We start from the raw sequence: 18,239 nt of genomic DNA, 5'->3' as shown, positions 1-18,239 counted from the left end.
CGGGGCATGCTTTGCTCACCATGAAGGCAAAATAATCAGCCCTTCTTTTTCTCCAGGGCCGCCACGCGTTTCTCCAGCGCTTCGACCTGTTCCAGCGCCTTGATGGCGATGGCTTTCAGGGCTTCGACTTCGTCGCGGTCGGCGAGGTCCATGTCGGCGATCATCGAGCGGACGCGGGCCTGCATGGCGGTTTTCGCTTCGTCGCCCGCTGCTCTTGCGGCGCCCATGGCTCCGGTCATCAGGCCTGCGAGGTCATCAAGCATTGGATTTGTTCCGGCCATGTGGTTACTCCTTGCCGCAGAATGTGAGGCTGACTAGTCAGTTGCCTTCGACAGTAAGACAGGTCTCTTCAAGGGGAAAGACGACGAATGTACGCACTGATGACGAGCGCGCTCAGTTTTCCGGATTTCAGTCCGGCCCTGATCGAGATCGATCTTGGCTTTGCCGGCCTCGGCAGCTTTCCCATCCGCTGGTATGCGCTGGCCTATATTGCGGGCCTCGTGATCGGCTGGCGCTACGCACTGGCGCTGGCGGCGCGTCCGAGACTGTGGGGTGGTACCAGCCCGGCGACCAAGGACGATATTGATGACTTGCTGTTCTACGCCACGCTTGGCGTGATCCTTGGCGGACGCATCGGCTACATCCTGTTTTACCAGCTGCCATTCCAGTTCGACCACGTGCAGCGCGATCCGATGAGCCTGCTTCGCATCTGGGAGGGCGGCATGTCCTTCCATGGCGGGCTGCTGGGCGTGACGATTGCGGTCCTGCTTGTGGCCAAGCAGCGCGGCGTGAAGCTCATGTCTATTGGTGATATTGCGGGCGTGGTGACGCCGATTGGCCTGATGCTGGGCCGGTGCGCGAACTTCATCAATGCCGAGCTTTATGGCCGTCACACGGACGCTCCCATTGGCATGGTTTTTCCCGAAGGCAATGCAGGCGGTACGCCGTCGGCTTATGACTGGAACGCGAATGAATGGGTCTATACCGGCAATGAGATGCCGCGCCATCCAAGCCAGCTTTACGAGGCGACGCTGGAAGGTCTGATCCCGGCCATCGTGATCTCGATCCTCGTCTGGAAGTTTGGCCTGCTGAAACGCCCCGGCCTCGCCGCCGGCCTGTTCCTGCTCTTCTATGGGGCGGGGCGAACCATCTCCGAACAGTTCCGCGAACCCGACAGCTTTACCTGGGGTGTGATGCCGGACTGGCTGACCATGGGCCAATTGCTTTCGTTGCCCATGTGGATTGGCGGGGCATTCCTCGTCTGGAACGCGCTGCGCAAGCCGCCGGTCCGCACTGCGGGGGCATGAGGGGCCTTACCGCCAAGCTGAAATCGCTCATCCGGGCGGGCGGGCCGATGCCAGTGTCGGCCTTCATGAATGCCTGTCTGCACGATCCTGAGCATGGCTATTACGCCACTCGTCCGGGTATCGGGCGGGACTTCATCACCGCGCCTGAGATCAGCCAGGTGTTCGGTGAAATGCTCGGCTTGTGGGCGCTGCATGAATGGCGTGCGCTTGGCTCGCCGGAGCCATTTTCGCTGGTTGAGGCCGGTGCTGGGCGCGGCACGATGATGGATGACATGATGCGCGCGGTTCGTCAGGCCAATGGCGGGCAGGGCTTCGATGTCGCGATCAATGAGGCCAGTCCTGTCTATTCGGCGGCGCAGAAAGAGCGCTTGTCCGACCTGCATCCAAGCTTCCTTGGCGCGTTCCAGTCGATTGGAGAGCAGCCCTTCCTCCTGATTGCAAATGAATGGCTGGACTGCCTTCCGGCGCGCCAGTTCATCAAGTCGGATGGGGAATGGCACGAGAAGGTCGTCGGCCTTGACGAGCAAGGCGATCTTGCAATCGGGATCGCCACAGACAAGGCGGATACGCCAGCCTTCGAGATGCGCGACGGGTCAACATCTTTTGAAGTGCAGCCGGCGCTGGAGACTTTGGTCGACGTGCTGAAAGAGGCTTTCGCACGGGTGCCCGGCCGGGCGCTGTTCATTGATTATGGCGTGTCCGAAGGCGCGCCGGGCGACACGCTGCGGGCCTTCCAGCGCGGCACGCAAGTCGGCCCGCTTGCCATGCCGGGCAGCAGCGATCTGACCGTGGATGTCGATTTCGGGCGGCTGGACAGGCTGGCGCAGAAGGCTGGTCTCAGCGTGCACGGCCCGGTCGAGCAGGGGGCGTTCCTGATGGGGCTGGGTGTGGAGGCGCGGATGCATGCGCTGATCAAGGCGAACCAGACGCGCGCCGAGGACATTTATCAGGGCGTGACACGGCTGGTTGATCCGGCTGAGATGGGCAAGCGGTTCAAGGTGATCTGCATCAGTTCGGCTGGATTAAGCGCGCCGGTCGGGTTCTAGACCGGCAGGCGCAGCCGCACGCGCAATCCACCGAGCGGGCTGTCTTCAAGCCGGATATCGCCGCCATGCTGGCGCGCCGTGTCCCTGGCGAGTGAAAGGCCAAGCCCGGTGCCCGGAACGTTCTGGTTTCGCGATGCATCGAGCCGGTGGAAGGGGCGGAACGCTTCTTCGCGGTCTTCCAGCGGAATGCCGGGGCCGTCATCATCGATGATCAGCTCAGCCATGTGCGGGCCCTCGACAATGTCTATCTCAACCGCCGTGCCGAAGCCTTGTGCGTTTGAGATGAGATTGGAAACCGCACGGCGGATAAGACCTTCGCGCGCAATGATGCTGACCGGATCTGCCCGCCGGATTGTCGCCTTGTCACCGAGGGCGGCGACGGTTTCGGTTACAAGCTCATCGAAGCGGAACTCTGTCGAGGCCTCTCCCTCAACCCCGCTGGCGAAGGCGAGGTATTCGTCCAGCATGGTCGCCATCTGGCGAAGGTCTTCGCGGGCGGCCTTGATGTCGTCTGTCTCTTCCATCATGGCCAGTTGAAGCTTCAGCCGGGTGAGCGGGGTGCGCAGATCATGGCTGATGCCGGCAAGCATGGTGGTGCGTTCTTCGGCGAAGGTGGTGAGACGGGTGCGCATATCCATGACGGCGCGGGCGGCATCGCGAATTTCGGTCGCGCCGGACGGGCGGTAATTGTCGGCGTCGCGGCCCCGTCCATAGGCCTTGGCTGCTTCGGTCAGCTTCAGGATCGACCGTACCTGATTGCGCAAGAAGCCGAGGGCCAGGGCGATCAGAATCCCGGATGCGCCAATGACCCAGACGAGAAAGATATGACCCGTCGTGGAGAATGTGCGGTCACGCTCGGCCATGAAGCGGATGACGTCGGGGCCGTCCTGCACCTGGATCTCGACCGTCTCGCCATACCCCGAAATGTCGAACCAGAAAGGCTGGTCCAGCGACACATCCAGTTCGCGCGAAAAGATGTCGTCCAGCGCCGTAAAGAAGAGGCGTTTCTGCTCGGTCGGGATCTTCGTGTTTTCGAGCACCGTTGCGTCGAGCTGCATGGACCGACTGGCGTCATCGCGCAGGGAATCGAACTGGTCAGGATATTGGCGGCGAAGCTCCACCATGAACTGGATCTCGGACGAGATGGTCTGACTGAGCTTGCGCGAGGTGTGGCGCCAGTGGCTGTCATAGAAGATGTAGGTCACCGCCGAGAGCAGCAGGATCATCGGCAAGACGACCATCAGGACAGACCGCGGATAGAGCCCACGCGGCGTTATATCCCTGAGACGAATGTGAAAACGCTTCGGCATGGGTCTGGATTAGCGGGCGCATTGCGATTGCGAAAGACGTTTTGGCCAGCGCAATTCGCAATCGTGCCGTGAGCGGGCGTTCAAGCCGGCGCTTTAGTCAGGCAGCAGCCGACGCCTATAGCGCCGCAATGTGCGGAATCGTGCGTGCAGTGTTTTTTCAAAGACTTCGTCTGAATACTCTGAAGCATCCAACGAGACAGCCTGGAGGTTTGCGACCTCCTCGCTTCGGACCCACCAGTCGTCGTGTCCCGACATTTCCGGAAACAGGCTTACATAGCCATGCTTCGACATGAGCCTTGTTATTTTTTTTCGCTGAGTGTGGTTGTGTTCAACACAGAAGCATCTGACCTGCCAACGATCATAGTCGAACTTCTTCAGAATTTTATATTCCGACCCCTCGGTATCTACCGATATGAAATCGATGACTTTGGGCGCCGCATATTTTTCCAGCAGGTCATTCAGCGAAATCGTCTGAATCTTGACGGTTCGATATTTGTTTCTCAGGTCTCGTTTGTTGTCGCTCAGTTGTGTTTTGCCTATGCCAGACAAGGCGGGCCGGCCGGTTACCATCCTGAAATTGACTGTGCGATTTGACACATCAAACACGCAGAGCTTTGAGATATGACAGTTACGATTGGCCGGGACCAGCTCTGAATAGTGCGGATGTGGCTCGGCCACGATGCCGTTCCATCCGATTTTCTCCAATAAGTAAGTATTGGAAAAGTCGCGGCCATTCAGGGCGCCAAACTCCACAAAATATCCGTCTGTCTTGCCTTGTGTGGCCCAAAGCGCAAACAGGTCCTGGAAATTCTGTGCAAAGGACTGCCTGATATTGGCCTGGCAGAATTCTAGAAAGTCCGAGATCATCGATTGCTCGCCTCTCAATCTGGCATCAGGCGGTAGCCGATGCCGCGTACCGTCTGGATGTGGATCGGCTGTTTCGGGTCTGGCTCGATCTTGCGGCGAAGGCGGGTGACCTGCACGTCAATGGAGCGCTCCGTGCTGCCCGGCGAGTTGGAGGCTAGCTCTTCGCGGCTGACAGGTTCGCCGGCGCGGAAGGCGAGGGAAGAGAGGAGCTGAAGCTCGGCTTCGGTGAGGCGGACGCGCTTGTCGCCCTCGAAGAGTTCGCCGCGCTTTGGATTGAACACGAGGCCTGACATCTCGATCTCTTCGGGCGGTTCCTCGACATGGGTCCGGCGCAGGATTGCGGCGACGCGAAGCGACAGTTCTTCCGGCTCGAACGGCTTGGCGAGATAGTCGTCGGCGCCCCGTTTCAGGCCTTCAATCCGGTCCGTGGTATCGCCGCGCGCCGTCAGGAGCAGGACCGGACTTTTGACGCCCTTGCTGCGCAGGCTTTCCAGCAGGTCGAGGCCGGATTCTCCGGGCATCATGATGTCCAGAATGGTGAGGTCGAAATCGAGCGTGGTGAGCAGTTTTCGGGCGCTGGCGGCATGGGCAGCGGCGGTCACGCGGTAGTCCTGTCCGGTGAGGTATTGTTTCAGCAGTGTACGGATACGGTCATCATCATCGACGACCAGAATGTGTGGGGCTTCCTTCATCGGGTCAGCGCATCCAGAACAGCGCGGCTGCCGGCGACGGCGTTCGCCCCGGCCTCGCGATAGGCTTCGCGCAGGGAGGATCGAAGGTCGGTGACGATCGGTGCAATCAGGGTTTCGCCATCTGCCGAGAGCGAGAGGCGACGGCGGCGTGCATCGCGCCCGCCCTGTTTCTTGTGGACGAGATCCCGCTTGTCGAGATCCCCCAGAAGGCGGGCGAGGGTGGGGGTTGTCGCGCCGGTCAATTCACGCAATTCGCTGACGGTCTGATTGGGCTGGAAGCGAATGGTCATCATCAGTTTGAGGGCAGGCATGTTCAGGCCGGTCTGTTTCTGGGCGCGTCGAAGCGTCTCTGCAATCGTCCGTTCGCTGGCCAGTAATAAGGCGATACCATTATCGAGCTCTTCCTCCCTGAGAAAGAGTCGCGGATCGACCCGCCCCGTTTCGCCCGGCTTTTGGTTGACTTCAGATGCCACAATCTGAGAATGGAGCGGTTTTCAGTAAGAAGTTCAAGCAAGGACGTAGAAAATCATGGAAGCTCAAGCTTATCACGACCGTGACGGCGTTATCTGGATGGATGGCGAATTCGTTGATTGGCGTGAGGCGAAGGTACACGTCCTCACGCACGGGCTGCATTACGCGTCGGCAGTGTTCGAGGGCGAACGTGCCTATGGCGGAAAGATATTCGAATCGCGCCGCCACTCTGAGCGTCTGCACAAGTCTGCACAGATCCTCGGTTTCGATATTCCGTTCACCGTCGATGAGATCGAAGCGGCGAAGGTTGAGACGCTGGCGAAGTCCGGTCTCGACAGCGCCTATGTGCGTGCGATTGCGTGGCGCGGCTCGGAGATGATGGGCGTTTCGGCGCAGAACAATACGATCCATCTCGCCATCGCCGTCTGGCATTGGGGCGACTATTTCGCAGACAAGATGAAGGGCATCGCGATGACGCACGCCCAGTGGCGGCGCCCGGACCCGAAGACAGCCCCCTGCGAAGCCAAGGCTGCCGGCCTCTACATGATCTGTACGCTGTCCAAACATGCCGCTGAACGTGAAGGGTACGCCGATGCGCTGATGCTCGACTGGCGCGGATATGTGGCCGAGGCGACCGGCGCGAACATCTTCTTCCTGCGCGATGGGGCCCTGCACACGCCGACGCCGGATTGCTTCCTGAACGGGATTACGCGCCAGACGGCGATGAAGCTTGCCGAAGCGCGCCAGATCGAGATTGTCGAACGCACGATCCTGCCTGAAGAGCTGAGCACATTCTCCGAATGCTTCATCACAGGCACAGCCGCCGAGCTGACGCCGGTTCGATCCATCGGCGAGGTAAATTACAAGCCTGGCGACGTGACCGAAGCGCTGGTGACCGACTATTCCGACCTGGTGAATGGCAAGATCATGATGCCGGCTGGCTAGGCACTGACAGTGGGGCCCCTATGGCGCCGGTTTCAGCCGGCGTCCTTCGGCTCAAGGCTGAAATGTGCTATAGTGAAGACAGAAATGGAGGCTCAAAATCTCACTTACTGGTAAAAAATATAGACAAAGCAATGCCTTGAGGCGGCTGAAACTGCTTCAGGCTATCCATTCGCAACCTCAGTCGGTTCGGTCCCGTTTTGGTCTCAAGACCAGACGCAAGCGCCAGAGCCGGGGGGCCAAGCTCCTGAAACTTCTGTCGAGCTAGGCAGGAAGGACAGCACAAAAAGAAAAAGCCGCGCGGAGCAATCCGACGCGGCTTCTTTTTTGGTGGTTGGTGTGCGGCCTACTTATCTGGCTGCGGTGTGGTGCGCAGATAAGGCTTCACCGTCGTGTATCCCTTCGGGAACATCTTGTCGGCATCTTCATTGGAGACGCTCGGCACGATGATGACATCCTCGCCGTTCTCCCAGTTCACGGGTGTGGCGACCTTGTAGCCATCCGTCAGCTGCATGGAATCGATGAGACGCAGGATCTCATTGAAGTTGCGCCCGGCGCTCGGCGGGTAAATGATCGAGGCGCGGATCTTCTTGTTCGGGTCGATAACATAAACCGCCCGCACGGTGACCTTCGGGTCAGCTTTGGGGTGGATCATGTTGTAAAGCGTGGCGACTTTCTTTTCCGTATCGGCGATGATCGGGAAGTCGACATTTGCGCCCTGTGTTTCTTCAATGTCCTTGATCCAGGCGTTGTGATCCTCGACCGAGTCGACCGAGACAACGAGCGCCTTGGCGCCGCGGGCGGCCAGCTCATCTTTCAGCTTGGCGGTGTAGCCGAGCTCCGTCGTGCAAACCGGGGTGAAGTCTGCCGGGTGTGAAAAGAACACGACCCAGTCGTCACCGGCCCAGTCGTGAAAACTTATCTTGCCTTGCGTTGTTTCTGCTTCAAAATCAGGCGCTGTATCGCCGAGCAAAAGGCTCATGGAAATCTCCAGTAATTGCGTTATCTTGACGCCAAAGATGGGCCCCGGCCTCCGGGGAGGCAAGCTTGAGGGACTGATTCAGGTGTTTAATTTTACTAAGGCGCCGGGGAGTCGCCCCCACGCATGAAACGCCTGATATTGATGCGCCACGCCAAAACTGAACCCTGGAATGAGGGGGTCAAGGATCGCGACCGTATCCTGACTGAACGCGGCCATCAGGATGCGGCTCTAGTCGCGGGCTTTCTGCGAGACACGGGCTGGCAGCCTGACCATGCACTGGTCTCGTCGGCCCGGCGGACGCGAGAGACCTGGCGCCATCTGGCGGCAGAGTTTCCGGAATGCCGCTCCACCGTATCAGACGACCTTTATCTCGCCGGCATCCCCGCCATGGAATTGCAGATCGCGAAGGTTGCGGAGGAGTATGGCTGCGTGATCCTCGTCGGGCACAATCCCGGTATGTCCGAGATGGCGAGTTTCATCCTGTCCCGGGCAGGCAGCGAGAACCATCGTGCGGCGATGAAGCTGGCGGAGAAATTCCCGACGGGCGCCGCGGCCCTGTTCGAAAGCGATGAGGACGGTCCCTACGTTCCGGTGCATTTCAAACTGGTCGATTTCATCCGTCCCAAGACGCTGGCCTGAGGCCCAAATGTTGAACCGCCCTGCCGGGCGGGGCAGGGCGGTTCTGTCAGGGAATACCGGACCGGCGCAAGGAGATGTCCGGCTATTCCACTTTTTGTCAGCTGCGATTTGCACGCCGGGTCAGTCTGCGCCGGCGAAGGACGAGCAGGCTGGGTTTCCAGGCTGCCTCGTTGTCGTTGGCAACGTTTCCGCTTGGGGCGGGGGCGATAGCTTTCACCATCGGTGCCGTTGACAGGGCCGGAGCGTGGGGGGCTACGGCGGTGGAGCTCTGGGAGGCGAGCGATTGCATCTGAATTACTCCTTCGTTGCATGTTGCCGGTCTTGTTGCCGGTCTCTGTTTGGTCGGTGGCTTGGCTCATCCGCGCCGCCGATGAATTGAAGGTAGGAAAGTAATTATCGAAAATCAATAACAATTTTTCGAAAAACAACGAAATCCAATAAAATCAAGGCGATAAAATTGTTGTTTATCGATAAAAATCGCGAATCAACGTGTTTTTGACGCTCTTCGGCACCGCTCTGAGCAGTATTTTACCTCTTTCCAGACCCGTTCCCACTTCTTGCGCCACTCGAAATCTCGCCCGCAGACGGGGCAGGGCTTGCTCGGCAGACGGCCTTTCCTGTGGGAACGCCCTTCTCGACTGGAAGCCTGGGACATGAAGGGACCGATCATTCTGCGGTGGGTGAGCTGTCCCTGCACTTAATTCGGTGCCCTTCCTTTGCCAGGCCCGACTTCGAACTATGTGCGACTCGGGCATGATGGAGCAGCGATTATGAGGTTTGCGATCATCGGGGCAGGCATTGCCGGGCTGGCAGCTGCTGATGAGCTGAAGCGCCACGGACACTCTGTTACTCTATTCGACAAGGGACGCGGCGCTGGCGGCCGGATGTCGACACGGCGGGCCGAAACGGCTGCCGGCGAACTTACATGGGATCATGGCGCTCAATATTTCACGGCCAGAAGCGACGACTTTCGCGCCCGGCTCGCGCCATTGTTTGCTTTGGGCCATGTCGCGATATGGTCGCCGCGCCTGGTCGATGTCCGTTTTGAGACGGGCGCGTGGCGCATCTCTGAGCAGGCGCCGAGGCTGGCGGGTGACGAGATGTATGTCGGGACGCCGTCGATGAATTCCGTCATCAAGGCGATGGCTGAGCCTCATGAGGTTTATTGGTCCTCGCGCGTCACAGGCATCGAACTCGCCGGGACAGAAAAACACCTTTTGTTTGAAGATGGGCGCAGACAAGGCGCCTTCGATAGCGTGATCTCAGCCATTCCCGCCGAACAGGCCTCTCAGCTTCTCGCGCCTGTCAGTGACCGGCTCGCGAATGAGGCGTCTCAGGTTTCTTCGGCCCCGTGCTGGGCCGTGATGCTGGCATTCGATACCCAATTGCCGGTCAATTGGTATGGCGCTCGCGTCCACAATGCTCCGCTGTCCTGGATCGCGCGAAATAGCACGAAGCCTGGTCGCACCGGGCTAGAAACAGTGGTGCTTCACGCGTCGCCTGAGTGGAGCGCGGCGAATGTCGATCTACGCAGAGATGAAGTCGTCGAAAGGCTCACGCGCCTTTTCAGGGAACTGTCAGGTGCCCCTCAACCGGTGTACAGCACGGGCCATCGCTGGCTGCTGGCCATGGTGAAAAACGGCGTCGGCGAGGCCTTCGGCTGGGATGCGCGGGTGAACATCGGAACGGTCGGTGACTGGCGAATTGCGCCGCGCGTGGAGGCGGCATGGCAAAGCGGCCACAGTCTTGGCGAATTTCTCACCGGCTAGAATATATCCCTTGATAAAATTAACCCTGTGGTTTCAAATTTAACGCATGGGGTTGGGTAATGAAAAGCGGGCGAATGTTGTTCGACTGAAGCCAGGCGGGGTTCCGGCTGTCCCAGCGCAGACGGCGATCAAGCCTGGCACAGTGCGCGAGGCGCTTGCGCGCTCAGAGATTCTGCCGCCATCCCTGACCGCAAAGACACTGCTTTCACGCCTGCAGGCGGCGGGACTTGTCGTGCTCGCGGGCGCCCTCGTCGCGAGCCTGTTCTTCTGGCTGAGCGTAACGGTAACGCTGATGTGGGCATTCGCCTATGCGGTGTTCGCGATGATCATCTTCTGGCGGACCTTCCTCACGCTTCTGGGGGCGAAACTTCGCTTTTTTGACTCCGGTCAGGACGAAGAAGATCTACGCGATGAGTTACCGGTCTACTCCATTCTGATTGCGCTGCGCCACGAAGTTTCGATGGTGGATCAGCTGGCTCGCAACCTGTCGGCCATCGACTGGCCGGATCACAAGCTCGATATCATCCTGCTGGTGGAAGAGGATGATCCGCAAACGCTGGAAGCGGCCCTGCGCTCGCCGATGCCGGGCAGGACGCGCGTCATGACAGTGCCGCCCGGTGAGCCAATGACGAAGCCGCGTGCCCTGAATTTTGGGCTGGCTTTTGCGGTGGGCGAATTCGTGACGATATACGACGCCGAAGACCGCCCGGAGCCGAGCCAGCTCAAGGATGCTCTGCGAGCTTTTGACAAGCATGGCCCGCGCACGGTCTGCGTTCAGGCGCCGCTGGTCTCGACCAATAGCTCGGCTGGCTTTGTCGCGGCGCATTGGTCGTTGGAATACAGGGTTCAGTTCGGCCTGCTGGTCCCGGCGATTGCCAGGCTGTGGCATCCGGTCATGCTGGGCGGAACGAGCAATCATTTCAGACGGCGTGATCTCATCGCGATGGGTGCCTGGGATGCGTGGAATGTCACTGAAGATGCCGATCTCGGTATCAGGATCGGCCGCATGGGCGGTTTGACGGCCTCGATTTCAACGCCCACTTACGAACAGGGACCGCACCGGCTCGGCATCTGGCTGGCGCAGCGTAGCCGCTGGATCAAGGGCTATATTCAAAGCTGGATCGTGGCGATGCGGAGCCCCCGCCGGCTGATGTCAGAGTTGGGGCTTATACGCTGGATCACCCTCAACCTGATGCTGGGCGGCGCGTTATTGAGCGCTGTCCTATACGGGCCGATGACGGTTATTGTCCTGCTTGGTCTGATCGTGCCGGGCATGAGCGCTGATCTTCTCAGCCTTGGACTGTTCGGCACAGGATATTTCTGCGCCCTGTTTGCAGACGTGATGGCGCCCGGACGGTGGACCTGGTCGCGCCTTGTCGCGATTGTGACGCGTCCGCTTTACTGGCCTTTGCATTCCATTGCTGCAGTCAGGGCGATATGGGGACTTGCGATCAAGCCGTCATTCTGGGCAAAGACACCGCATACGCCTGAAACGCTGGAGTGCGAGACGCAATGGCCGCCTGGATCATCCCTGTCCTCGCCATCATCATCTTCGGATCGCTGATTGCGCTCGCCAATACAAAACTTGGCGGACGCGTGCGCAAGGATGGTCGTCCGCATCAGGCCCCCTGGGGCTTCATCATGGTGTTCTGCGTGCTGGGCATCTTCATGGCCGTCGTTCACCTCTTCAATGTGGTCGGACTCGAGACCGGCCCGGAGCATAGTCTGATGGGTAGATTTGGCGGTTAAGCGCGCTGATGCCTGGACTTGGCGATAATTCACTACACTCAAGTGAAATCTCGCTTCGATTTGACGCAAAGTAAGTCTTGGCCCGGCGGTTTTCTCCGCGCTAGTGTGCTATCATCAGGTCACAAAAGTTGCCCGGAGGAGACCAACCCAATGCCATATGATGCCCCGTCCGATCTCGATACTTTCCGTGAGGAAGTTCGCGACTGGCTCGAAGAGAATTGCCCGCCATCCATGCGCACACCGCAAACCGAAGACGAAGTCGTCTGGGGCGGTCGCCGCGAGAAATTCAAGAACCCGGAATCGAAAGTCTGGCTCGAGCGGATGGCAGAGCGCGGCTGGACCGCGCCGCACTGGCCAAAAGAGTATGGCGGCGGCGGACTCAATCGCGACCAGGTGAAGGTGCTGAACCAGGAACTGTCCCGGATCAATGCGCGCATACCGCTGCATTCCTTCGGCCTCTGGATGTTCGGCCCGGCGCTGCTCGAATTTGGCAATGAAGAGCAGAAAAAGCGCTTCATCCCGGACATCATCCATGGCCGCACCCGCTGGTGCCAGGGCTATTCGGAGCCGGGCGCCGGGTCTGACCTTGCCGGTCTGCAGACCAAGTGTGAGGACAAGGGCGACCATTATCTGATCAATGGCCAGAAGGTGTGGACGTCTTATGCCGACCAGGCCGACTGGATTTTCTGCCTCGTGCGTACGGACCCGACCGTCAAACATGAAGGCATCAGCTTCATCCTGTTCGACATGGAGAGCGAAGGCGTCGAAACGCGGCCGATCAAGCTGATCTCTGGTTCTTCGCCATTCTGCGAGACATTCTTCTCTGACGTGAAAGTGCCGAAAGACCAGCTCGTCGGTGAGGTGAATGGCGGCTGGAAGATCGCCAAGCGTCTGCTGCAGTTTGAGCGCTCATCCATCTCCGCGAGCGGCTTCGGCGCGGCCCGCGGGTCTGGCGCGCTGGAACTTGAGGATTATGCCAAGATCCATGTCGGCACAGACAGCGATGGCAAATTGCTCGATGGCGACCTGCGTGGCCGCATCGCGGACCATCAGATGTACGCCAAGGCGTTCGGCCTGACGGTACGCCGCAGCCAGGAGCAGGCGAAAGCCGGCCAGGAGGTCGGTCACACCGCGTCCATCATCAAGTACGCGGCTGCCAAGATGAACCAGGACAAATACGAACTGATGATTGAAGCGCTCGGCACCGAAGGTCTCGGCTGGGAAGGCGAAGGCTTTGACAAGGGCGCCAAGATGATCACCCGCGCCTGGCTGCGCTCGAAAGGCAACTCAATCGAGGGCGGCACCAGCGAGATCAATCTCAACGTGGTCGCCAAGCGCGTGCTCGGCCTGCGTGAGCATCAGTAGTCAAAGATTATAACGGCCGCGCCCTGACGCGCTGGCCAGTTGAAGAGTAGGAAACGAAGATGAGTTTTGTCCTGACTGAAGACCAGGAGATGCTGCGGGATACCGCCATCAATTTCACGCGTGATGAGCTGCCGGTGAAGCACCTGCGCGGCCTTCGCGATAGCGGCAAGAACGGCGCCGACCCGGAAGCACGCCAGAAGCTCGCTGAGCTTGGCTTTTTCGGTGTGCTGATCCCGGAAGAATATGACGGTGTCGGCATGGGCATGGTCGCGCTGGGCCAGGTGATGGAAGCGCAGGGCCGTACACTGGCCTCAACGCCAATCCTGCAGACCGCCTGTATCGGCGCCTCCGCCATCCTGCTCGGCGGCTCTGAAGCCCAGAAGCAGGAATGGCTGCCGAAGATCGCGTCTGGCGAAGTCACCACCGCGCTCGCACTGGACGAGGGCAGCCACCACAATCCGGCTGGCGTTGCCACCGAAGCCGAACGCGATGGCCAGGGCTATACGCTGAACGGTGCCAAGAAATATGTGCAGGACGGCCACCATGCCGATGTGTTCATCGTCGTGGGCCGCACATTCGGTGAGGCTGGCGACACGCACGGACTGACGCTGTTCCTTGTCCCTCGCGACGCAAACGGCGTCAGCGTCCAGACATTGAACACGGTCGACAGCCATGGGGCTGCCCATCTGACATTCGAAGACGTGCATGTGCCGGAAAGCCATGTGCTTGGCGCGGCTGACAAGGGCATGGACATCCTTGAGCCGGTTCTCGACCGGGGCCGGATTGCGCTGGCTGCCGAGATGCTCGGCTCTTCGCGCGCAGCCTTTGAGATGACGCATGACTATCTGCAGACCCGCAAACAATTCGGTCAGCTGATCGGCTCCTTCCAGGCGCTGCAGCACCGCGCGGCCAAGATGTTCACCGATCTGGAGCTGACGTCATCCTGCGTTTCGGCGGCACTGTCGGCGGTTGATGACCAACGCAATGATATTGCCGAGCTGGCCAGCCTCGCCAAGGCGATGGCGGGCGAGACGGTGCATCTGGTGTCGAACGACACGGTGCAGCTGCATGGCGGCATCGGCATGACCGACGAGCATGAGTCCGGCTTTTACATGAAGCGGGCGCGTGTGCAGGAAGCGCTGCTTGGCTCTGCCAGCTTCCACCGCGACCGGTTTGCGCAGATCAACGGCTACTAGGCGCTGACACTTCAGCACGCCTGAAATGAAAGGCCGGAGCTTCGAGGGAAGCTCCGGCCACTCCTCTTCGCTCACATAAATGGTCCGGATATGCGGGCGTCGAAGAAACTAGAACAAGCACAACAGACGCCTGCGTTTTTGGTTCCGTCCCGCATCAAGTTTTTTGTCTGCGGCTGAAGGGGCGGTAAGAGCAACATTGCCCCCGCGCATGCGGACCTTATGTAGAGATGTGCAAGCTGACCTGGACCGCTTTATGTATCGCTATATTCCCCTGTTTCTGACGGCAATTTTGACGGCCATTTTTGGCGCCTTGATCAAAGTCAGCGGGTGGTTCGCAATCGGTCTGGTTCTGTTTGGCGCGCTGACCCTGCTCGGCCTTTACGATCTCGTCCAGAAACGTCATTCGCTCTGGCGCAACTACCCGATCCTGGCACGCATTCGCTGGATTGCCGAAGAGCTGCGGCCCTTCTTCCGCTCTTATATCGTCGAGAGCGACACCGAGGGCCGACCCTTCAGTCATGAGCAACGCTCAATGGTCTATCGCCGGGCAAAGAATGTGTCGTCGGTTGAGCCATTCGGCAGCCAGCTCGACATCGACCGGCCGCCCTATGAGTGGCTGTCGCATTCCGTCGCCGCCAAGCACAATGAAGACGAAGACCCCCGCATCATGGTCGGTGCGAGCGGGACGCCAAAACCGTATTCGGCCAGCGTTCTCAACATCTCGGCGATGAGCTTCGGGTCTCTCGGGGCGCATGCCATCGAGGCGCTGAACCGCGGCGCCGCGAAGGGTGGCTTCTACCATGATACGGGCGAGGGTGGGGTGTCGCGCTACCACAAGGCGGGCGGGGGCGACCTCGTCTGGGAGCTTGGATCTGGTTATTTCGGCTGTCGGACGAGTGCTGGCGGGTTCGACAAGGAGCGCTTCAAGGACGTTGCCGCCGACGATCAGATCAAGATGATCGAAATCAAGCTGAGCCAGGGGGCCAAGCCCGGCCATGGCGGAGTCCTTCCCGGTACGAAAGTGACAGAAGAGATCGCCGAAGCGCGCGGTATTCCGGTCGGTCAGACCTGTTTCTCGCCGCCGGCGCATACCGCCTTTTCAACACCTGTCGGCATGATGGAGTGGGTGGCTCAATTGCGGGAGATGTCAGGCGGAAAGCCGGTTGGCATGAAGCTCTGTGTCGGCAATCGCTGGGAAGTGCTCGCGATCTGCAAGGCGATCCTGAAGACCGGGATCAAGCCGGACTTTATCGTCGTTGACGGCGGAGAAGGCGGCACAGGCGCGGCGCCTGCCGAGTTCATGGACCATGTCGGTGCGCCGCTTCGCCAGGGGCTGGTACTGGTGCGCAACGCGCTTGTGGGTTGTGGTCTGAAGGATGAAGTGCGGCTTGCTGCGAGCGGGAAGCAGATTTCAGCCTTCAACATCGCAGCGTCGATGGCGCTCGGCGCGGACTGGATCAATACGGCGCGCGGCTTCATGTTTTCGCTGGGCTGTATCCAGTCGCTCAACTGCCACAACAATACGTGCCCCACAGGCATCGCGACCACGGACAAGTTTCGCCAGCGCGGGCTGGTTGTGCCGGACAAGGCCGACCGGGTTGCCAACTTTCATCGCAATACGGTTAGGGCGCTGATGGAGGTGGTCGGCGCGGCGGGCTGCAGCCATCCGAATGAGCTGACGCCTCGCCACATCATGCACCGCGTCACCGAAGACATCGCCAAACCGGGGCACAGGGCCTACGAGCTGCTGGAGCCGGGGACCTTGCTCACCGAGCCGGGCGAAACCCATCTCGCGCGCGAATGGGACCTCGCGCAGGCTGATAGCTTCGAGCCGGCGAGGCTCTAATTGTTCAGGGCGCCATCGAAGGCGATGCCGAGGTCGCGGTAGAAAGCGATACGGCGCTGGGCCATCGGCGAGAGCGTGATGAGGGAGCCGGCCCCTGCGAGCGGTTCAGGCTCGAGCTCTGCATGGGCGAGCACCATCATGTCATGCCATAGCGAGGCGGGCAGGCCGCCGCCTGTGACCTTGGCCATCGGGCTGTCATCATCATTGCCGACCCAGACGGCGCCGACGCGAAGGGCTGAAAAGCCGGCAAACCAGGCATCGCGCGAATCCTGGCTGGTGCCGGTCTTGCCAGCCAGCTGCCAGCCATCAATGGCAGCGCGGCGGCCGGTCCCGTCCGTAATGACGCGTTCCATCATCGCGACCATGGTCTCGGCGTCCTTCTGGTCATAGACGCGCTTCTTGTCGTATTCGGGCCGCTCATAGAGGACGTCGCCCCTAGAGTTGGAAATCTTTTCGACGATGTATGGATCGAGACGCGTGCCGCCCGTCATGAACACGCCATAGGCGCGTGTCAGGTCTGACAGCGAGACTTCCTGTGAGCCGAGCGCGATGGACGGGAGAGGCTTGAATTCACTGGAAAAACCGAAGCTGCGAGCCAGTGAGATGATCGCTTCTTCGCTGACTTCCTGGCCAAGCTCGGCGGCGATCGTGTTGACCGAGTCCTTCAGCGCTTCGGTGAGCGTCATGGGGCCGGAATAGTTGCGCGCATAGTTTTCCGGTGACCAGCCATCAATCTCGATCGGTTCGTCGCGACGCACGTCATAGGGTGTCAGGCCCTGCTTGATGGCTGTCGCATAGACGAAGGGTTTGAAGGCCGAGCCCGGCTGGCGTTTGGCAAGCGTGGCGCGGTTGAACTGGTTTTCACTGTAGTCGGTGCCGCCATACATGGCGAGGATGCGGCCATCGCCGTCCATCACGATTCCGGCGGCTTGCGTGGCTTTCTGCTTTGCGCCGTCTTCTGCCATCCGCTTGGTGAAGGCCTCGTCGATGCTGGCCTGCAGGTCTGCATCGATGGTGAGCTGCACGACAAGGTCTCCGGGCAGCGTTGGCAGGATTTCGTCGATCCGCTCGGTGGCGGCGTCGAGGGCGAAGCCGAATTGCGGGTCGCGCTCTGGTGTTTCGGCAAGCGAGACTTCTTCGGCCTTCGCTGCATCGGCTTCCGCCGTTGTGACAAAACCTGCTTCGACCATTTCGCGCAGCACATAGGTCTGACGCGCTTTGGCGTCGGTCATATTATTGGTGAGCGCGAGGCGGGACGGGGCCTGTGGCAGGGTCGCGAGCAGGGAGGCTTCGGCGAGCGTCAGCTCTTCGGGGTTCTTGCCGAAGTAAAAACGAGACGCGGCCCCCAGGCCATAAAAGCCGGCCCCGAAATAGACCCGGTTGAGGTAAAGCTCGAGAATCTCTTCCTTGCTGAGACGTTCTTCCAGCTGGCGGGCGAGGCGGACTTCCTGCGCCTTGCGTTTCAGCGTCTGCTCAGGCGTGAGGACGAGATTCTTGATCAGCTGCTGGGTGATGGTCGACGCGCCGGAGACGGTCTCGCCCGAGGTGACATTTGCCCAGACGGCGCGGATGATGGCCTGCGTATCGGCGCCGTCATGTTCGTAAAACCGCTTGTCCTCGGCTGCGATGAAGGCCTGCGGGACATGCGCTGGCAGATCTTCCAGATTGATGGCGCGGCCATATCTGGGGCCGCGGATGGCGATCGTGTCGCCGCTGGCATCAATGAACTCGATGGCCTGCTCGCGGCCTTTAGCCCAGAGCTGTTCATTCGAGGGCAGGCTTGGCATGCCGCGATAGAGGCTCTGCCAGTAGAGCCAGCCAACCAACAGCGCGATGAGAAAGAGCGAGGTCAGCACGATGAGTGCCCATTTCAGGATCGGGCTGTTGGGCAGAATTTTCTGGAACCAGTTTGCGCTGCCGCCGCGACCATCATAGGTCGGCGGGCGGTCATTCATCGGGCGATTCGGAGTCTGGCCTGACAATTGGGTCCTTTCCGGCAAAGGCTCTTTTGTTGCGCAACCCGCGGGCTATCGACTCTAAATGAGGCATCGTGAAGGC

General features: G+C 60.0%; 18 protein-coding genes. 10 read left to right on the top strand and 8 right to left on the bottom strand.

Going from position 1 to position 18,239, the window contains the following annotated elements; all coding sequences use genetic code 11:
- Positions 1-35: 35 nt before the first annotated feature.
- The gene (locus WNY37_RS16285; protein WP_342974452.1) at positions 36-281 is read right to left on the bottom strand and encodes an accessory factor UbiK family protein; all 246 of its coding nucleotides are present in this window, start codon (positions 279-281) and stop codon (positions 36-38) included.
- Positions 282-368: 87 nt separating this feature from the next.
- Between WNY37_RS16285 and lgt the strand changes: the two genes are divergently transcribed.
- Both lgt and WNY37_RS16275 read left to right on the top strand, forming a co-directional pair.
- Complete coding sequence (gene lgt, locus WNY37_RS16280; protein ID WP_342974451.1) at positions 369-1,307, top strand: prolipoprotein diacylglyceryl transferase; 939 nt, start codon at positions 369-371, stop codon at positions 1,305-1,307.
- Positions 1,304-2,353, top strand: coding sequence for an SAM-dependent methyltransferase (locus tag WNY37_RS16275; protein ID WP_342974450.1), 1,050 nt, complete (start codon positions 1,304-1,306; stop codon positions 2,351-2,353). The genes lgt and WNY37_RS16275 overlap by 4 nt, the downstream gene beginning before the upstream one ends.
- Here the strand turns inward: WNY37_RS16275 and WNY37_RS16270 are convergent.
- From WNY37_RS16270 to WNY37_RS16255, 4 genes are all read right to left on the bottom strand, one after another.
- Positions 2,350-3,663: an ATP-binding protein gene (locus tag WNY37_RS16270; protein ID WP_342974449.1), complete on the bottom strand. Its 1,314-nt coding sequence runs from the start codon at positions 3,661-3,663 to the stop codon at positions 2,350-2,352. The genes WNY37_RS16275 and WNY37_RS16270 overlap by 4 nt on opposite strands.
- Positions 3,664-3,756: 93 nt before the next feature.
- Positions 3,757-4,416, bottom strand: a complete 660-nt coding sequence (locus WNY37_RS16265; RefSeq protein WP_342974448.1) for an FkbM family methyltransferase — start codon at positions 4,414-4,416, stop codon at positions 3,757-3,759.
- A 128-nt stretch (positions 4,417-4,544) separates the two neighbouring features.
- Entirely contained in the window at positions 4,545-5,222 is a 678-nt protein-coding gene (locus WNY37_RS16260) for a response regulator (protein ID WP_342974447.1), read from the bottom strand.
- On the bottom strand, positions 5,219-5,695 hold the full coding sequence (locus WNY37_RS16255; RefSeq protein ID WP_342974446.1) for a MarR family transcriptional regulator: 477 nt from the start codon (positions 5,693-5,695) through the stop codon (positions 5,219-5,221). Before WNY37_RS16255 ends, WNY37_RS16260 begins: the two co-directional genes overlap by 4 nt.
- A 55-nt stretch (positions 5,696-5,750) precedes the next feature.
- Between WNY37_RS16255 and WNY37_RS16250 the strand changes: the two genes are divergently transcribed.
- The gene (locus tag WNY37_RS16250) at positions 5,751-6,638 is read left to right on the top strand and encodes a branched-chain amino acid aminotransferase (protein ID WP_342974445.1); all 888 of its coding nucleotides are present in this window, start codon (positions 5,751-5,753) and stop codon (positions 6,636-6,638) included.
- Positions 6,639-6,981: 343 nt separating this feature from the next.
- Here the strand turns inward: WNY37_RS16250 and WNY37_RS16245 are convergent, their stop codons facing one another.
- Positions 6,982-7,617: a peroxiredoxin gene (locus tag WNY37_RS16245; protein WP_342974444.1), complete on the bottom strand. Its 636-nt coding sequence runs from the start codon at positions 7,615-7,617 to the stop codon at positions 6,982-6,984.
- A 123-nt stretch (positions 7,618-7,740) separates the two neighbouring features.
- On the opposite strand from WNY37_RS16245, the gene WNY37_RS16240 reads away from it, so the two are divergent.
- Positions 7,741-8,256: a histidine phosphatase family protein gene (locus WNY37_RS16240; protein WP_342974443.1), complete on the top strand. Its 516-nt coding sequence runs from the start codon at positions 7,741-7,743 to the stop codon at positions 8,254-8,256.
- A gap of 484 nt (positions 8,257-8,740) precedes the next feature.
- Here WNY37_RS16240 and WNY37_RS16235 read toward each other — a convergent pair whose 3' ends face one another.
- Positions 8,741-8,911, bottom strand: coding sequence for a DUF2256 domain-containing protein (locus WNY37_RS16235; RefSeq protein WP_342974442.1), 171 nt, complete (start codon positions 8,909-8,911; stop codon positions 8,741-8,743).
- Between the two features lie 115 nt (positions 8,912-9,026).
- On the opposite strand from WNY37_RS16235, the gene WNY37_RS16230 reads away from it, so the two are divergent.
- From WNY37_RS16230 to WNY37_RS16205, 6 genes are all read left to right on the top strand, one after another.
- Positions 9,027-10,025, top strand: a complete 999-nt coding sequence (locus tag WNY37_RS16230; protein WP_342974441.1) for an FAD-dependent oxidoreductase — start codon at positions 9,027-9,029, stop codon at positions 10,023-10,025.
- 46 nt (positions 10,026-10,071) lie between these two features.
- Positions 10,072-11,589 carry a glycosyltransferase family 2 protein gene (locus WNY37_RS16225; RefSeq protein ID WP_342974440.1) on the top strand — a complete coding sequence of 506 codons (1,518 nt, stop codon included), beginning with the start codon at positions 10,072-10,074 and terminating at the stop codon, positions 11,587-11,589.
- Positions 11,538-11,774, top strand: a complete 237-nt coding sequence (locus WNY37_RS16220) for a hypothetical protein (protein WP_342974439.1) — start codon at positions 11,538-11,540, stop codon at positions 11,772-11,774. The genes WNY37_RS16225 and WNY37_RS16220 overlap by 52 nt, the downstream gene beginning before the upstream one ends.
- A 150-nt stretch (positions 11,775-11,924) precedes the next feature.
- Positions 11,925-13,139, top strand: coding sequence for an acyl-CoA dehydrogenase family protein (locus WNY37_RS16215; RefSeq protein ID WP_342974438.1), 1,215 nt, complete (start codon positions 11,925-11,927; stop codon positions 13,137-13,139).
- 59 nt (positions 13,140-13,198) lie between these two features.
- The gene (locus WNY37_RS16210) at positions 13,199-14,335 is read left to right on the top strand and encodes an acyl-CoA dehydrogenase family protein (RefSeq protein WP_342974437.1); all 1,137 of its coding nucleotides are present in this window, start codon (positions 13,199-13,201) and stop codon (positions 14,333-14,335) included.
- Positions 14,336-14,588: 253 nt separating this feature from the next.
- Positions 14,589-16,181, top strand: a complete 1,593-nt coding sequence (locus tag WNY37_RS16205; RefSeq protein WP_342974436.1) for an FMN-binding glutamate synthase family protein — start codon at positions 14,589-14,591, stop codon at positions 16,179-16,181.
- Here WNY37_RS16205 and WNY37_RS16200 read toward each other — a convergent pair.
- Positions 16,178-18,136 (bottom strand): PBP1A family penicillin-binding protein, encoded by a 1,959-nt coding sequence (locus WNY37_RS16200; protein WP_342974435.1) that lies wholly within the window; start codon positions 18,134-18,136, stop codon positions 16,178-16,180. The two genes, WNY37_RS16205 and WNY37_RS16200, sit on opposite strands and share 4 nt — an antisense overlap.
- Positions 18,137-18,239 lie beyond the last annotated feature (103 nt).

Origin of the sequence: Henriciella sp. AS95, from assembly GCF_038900055.1 — a bacterium.
In the GTDB taxonomy this organism is placed as follows: Bacteria; Pseudomonadota; Alphaproteobacteria; order Caulobacterales; family Hyphomonadaceae; genus Henriciella.
Note: the sequence above shows the minus strand (reverse complement) of the source record. Positions and strands in the feature narration are given on the sequence as shown.

Excerpts from the sequence above, each read along its gene's own strand:
- WNY37_RS16285 (WP_342974452.1), bottom strand. The coding sequence starts at position 281 with ATGGCCGGAACAAATCCAATGCTTGATGACCTCGCAGGCCTGATGACC.
- lgt (WP_342974451.1), top strand. The coding sequence starts at position 369 with ATGTACGCACTGATGACGAGCGCGCTCAGTTTTCCGGATTTCAGTCCG.
- WNY37_RS16275 (WP_342974450.1), top strand. The coding sequence starts at position 1,304 with ATGAGGGGCCTTACCGCCAAGCTGAAATCGCTCATCCGGGCGGGCGGG.
- WNY37_RS16270 (WP_342974449.1), bottom strand. The coding sequence starts at position 3,663 with ATGCCGAAGCGTTTTCACATTCGTCTCAGGGATATAACGCCGCGTGGG.
- WNY37_RS16260 (WP_342974447.1), bottom strand. The coding sequence starts at position 5,222 with ATGAAGGAAGCCCCACACATTCTGGTCGTCGATGATGATGACCGTATC.
- WNY37_RS16250 (WP_342974445.1), top strand. The coding sequence starts at position 5,751 with ATGGAAGCTCAAGCTTATCACGACCGTGACGGCGTTATCTGGATGGAT.
- WNY37_RS16245 (WP_342974444.1), bottom strand. The coding sequence starts at position 7,617 with ATGAGCCTTTTGCTCGGCGATACAGCGCCTGATTTTGAAGCAGAAACA.
- WNY37_RS16240 (WP_342974443.1), top strand. The coding sequence starts at position 7,741 with ATGAAACGCCTGATATTGATGCGCCACGCCAAAACTGAACCCTGGAAT.
- WNY37_RS16235 (WP_342974442.1), bottom strand. The coding sequence starts at position 8,911 with ATGTCCCAGGCTTCCAGTCGAGAAGGGCGTTCCCACAGGAAAGGCCGT.
- WNY37_RS16230 (WP_342974441.1), top strand. The coding sequence starts at position 9,027 with ATGAGGTTTGCGATCATCGGGGCAGGCATTGCCGGGCTGGCAGCTGCT.
- WNY37_RS16225 (WP_342974440.1), top strand. The coding sequence starts at position 10,072 with ATGGGGTTGGGTAATGAAAAGCGGGCGAATGTTGTTCGACTGAAGCCA.
- WNY37_RS16220 (WP_342974439.1), top strand. The coding sequence starts at position 11,538 with ATGGCCGCCTGGATCATCCCTGTCCTCGCCATCATCATCTTCGGATCG.
- WNY37_RS16215 (WP_342974438.1), top strand. The coding sequence starts at position 11,925 with ATGCCATATGATGCCCCGTCCGATCTCGATACTTTCCGTGAGGAAGTT.
- WNY37_RS16210 (WP_342974437.1), top strand. The coding sequence starts at position 13,199 with ATGAGTTTTGTCCTGACTGAAGACCAGGAGATGCTGCGGGATACCGCC.
- WNY37_RS16205 (WP_342974436.1), top strand. The coding sequence starts at position 14,589 with ATGTATCGCTATATTCCCCTGTTTCTGACGGCAATTTTGACGGCCATT.
- WNY37_RS16200 (WP_342974435.1), bottom strand. The coding sequence starts at position 18,136 with ATGAATGACCGCCCGCCGACCTATGATGGTCGCGGCGGCAGCGCAAAC.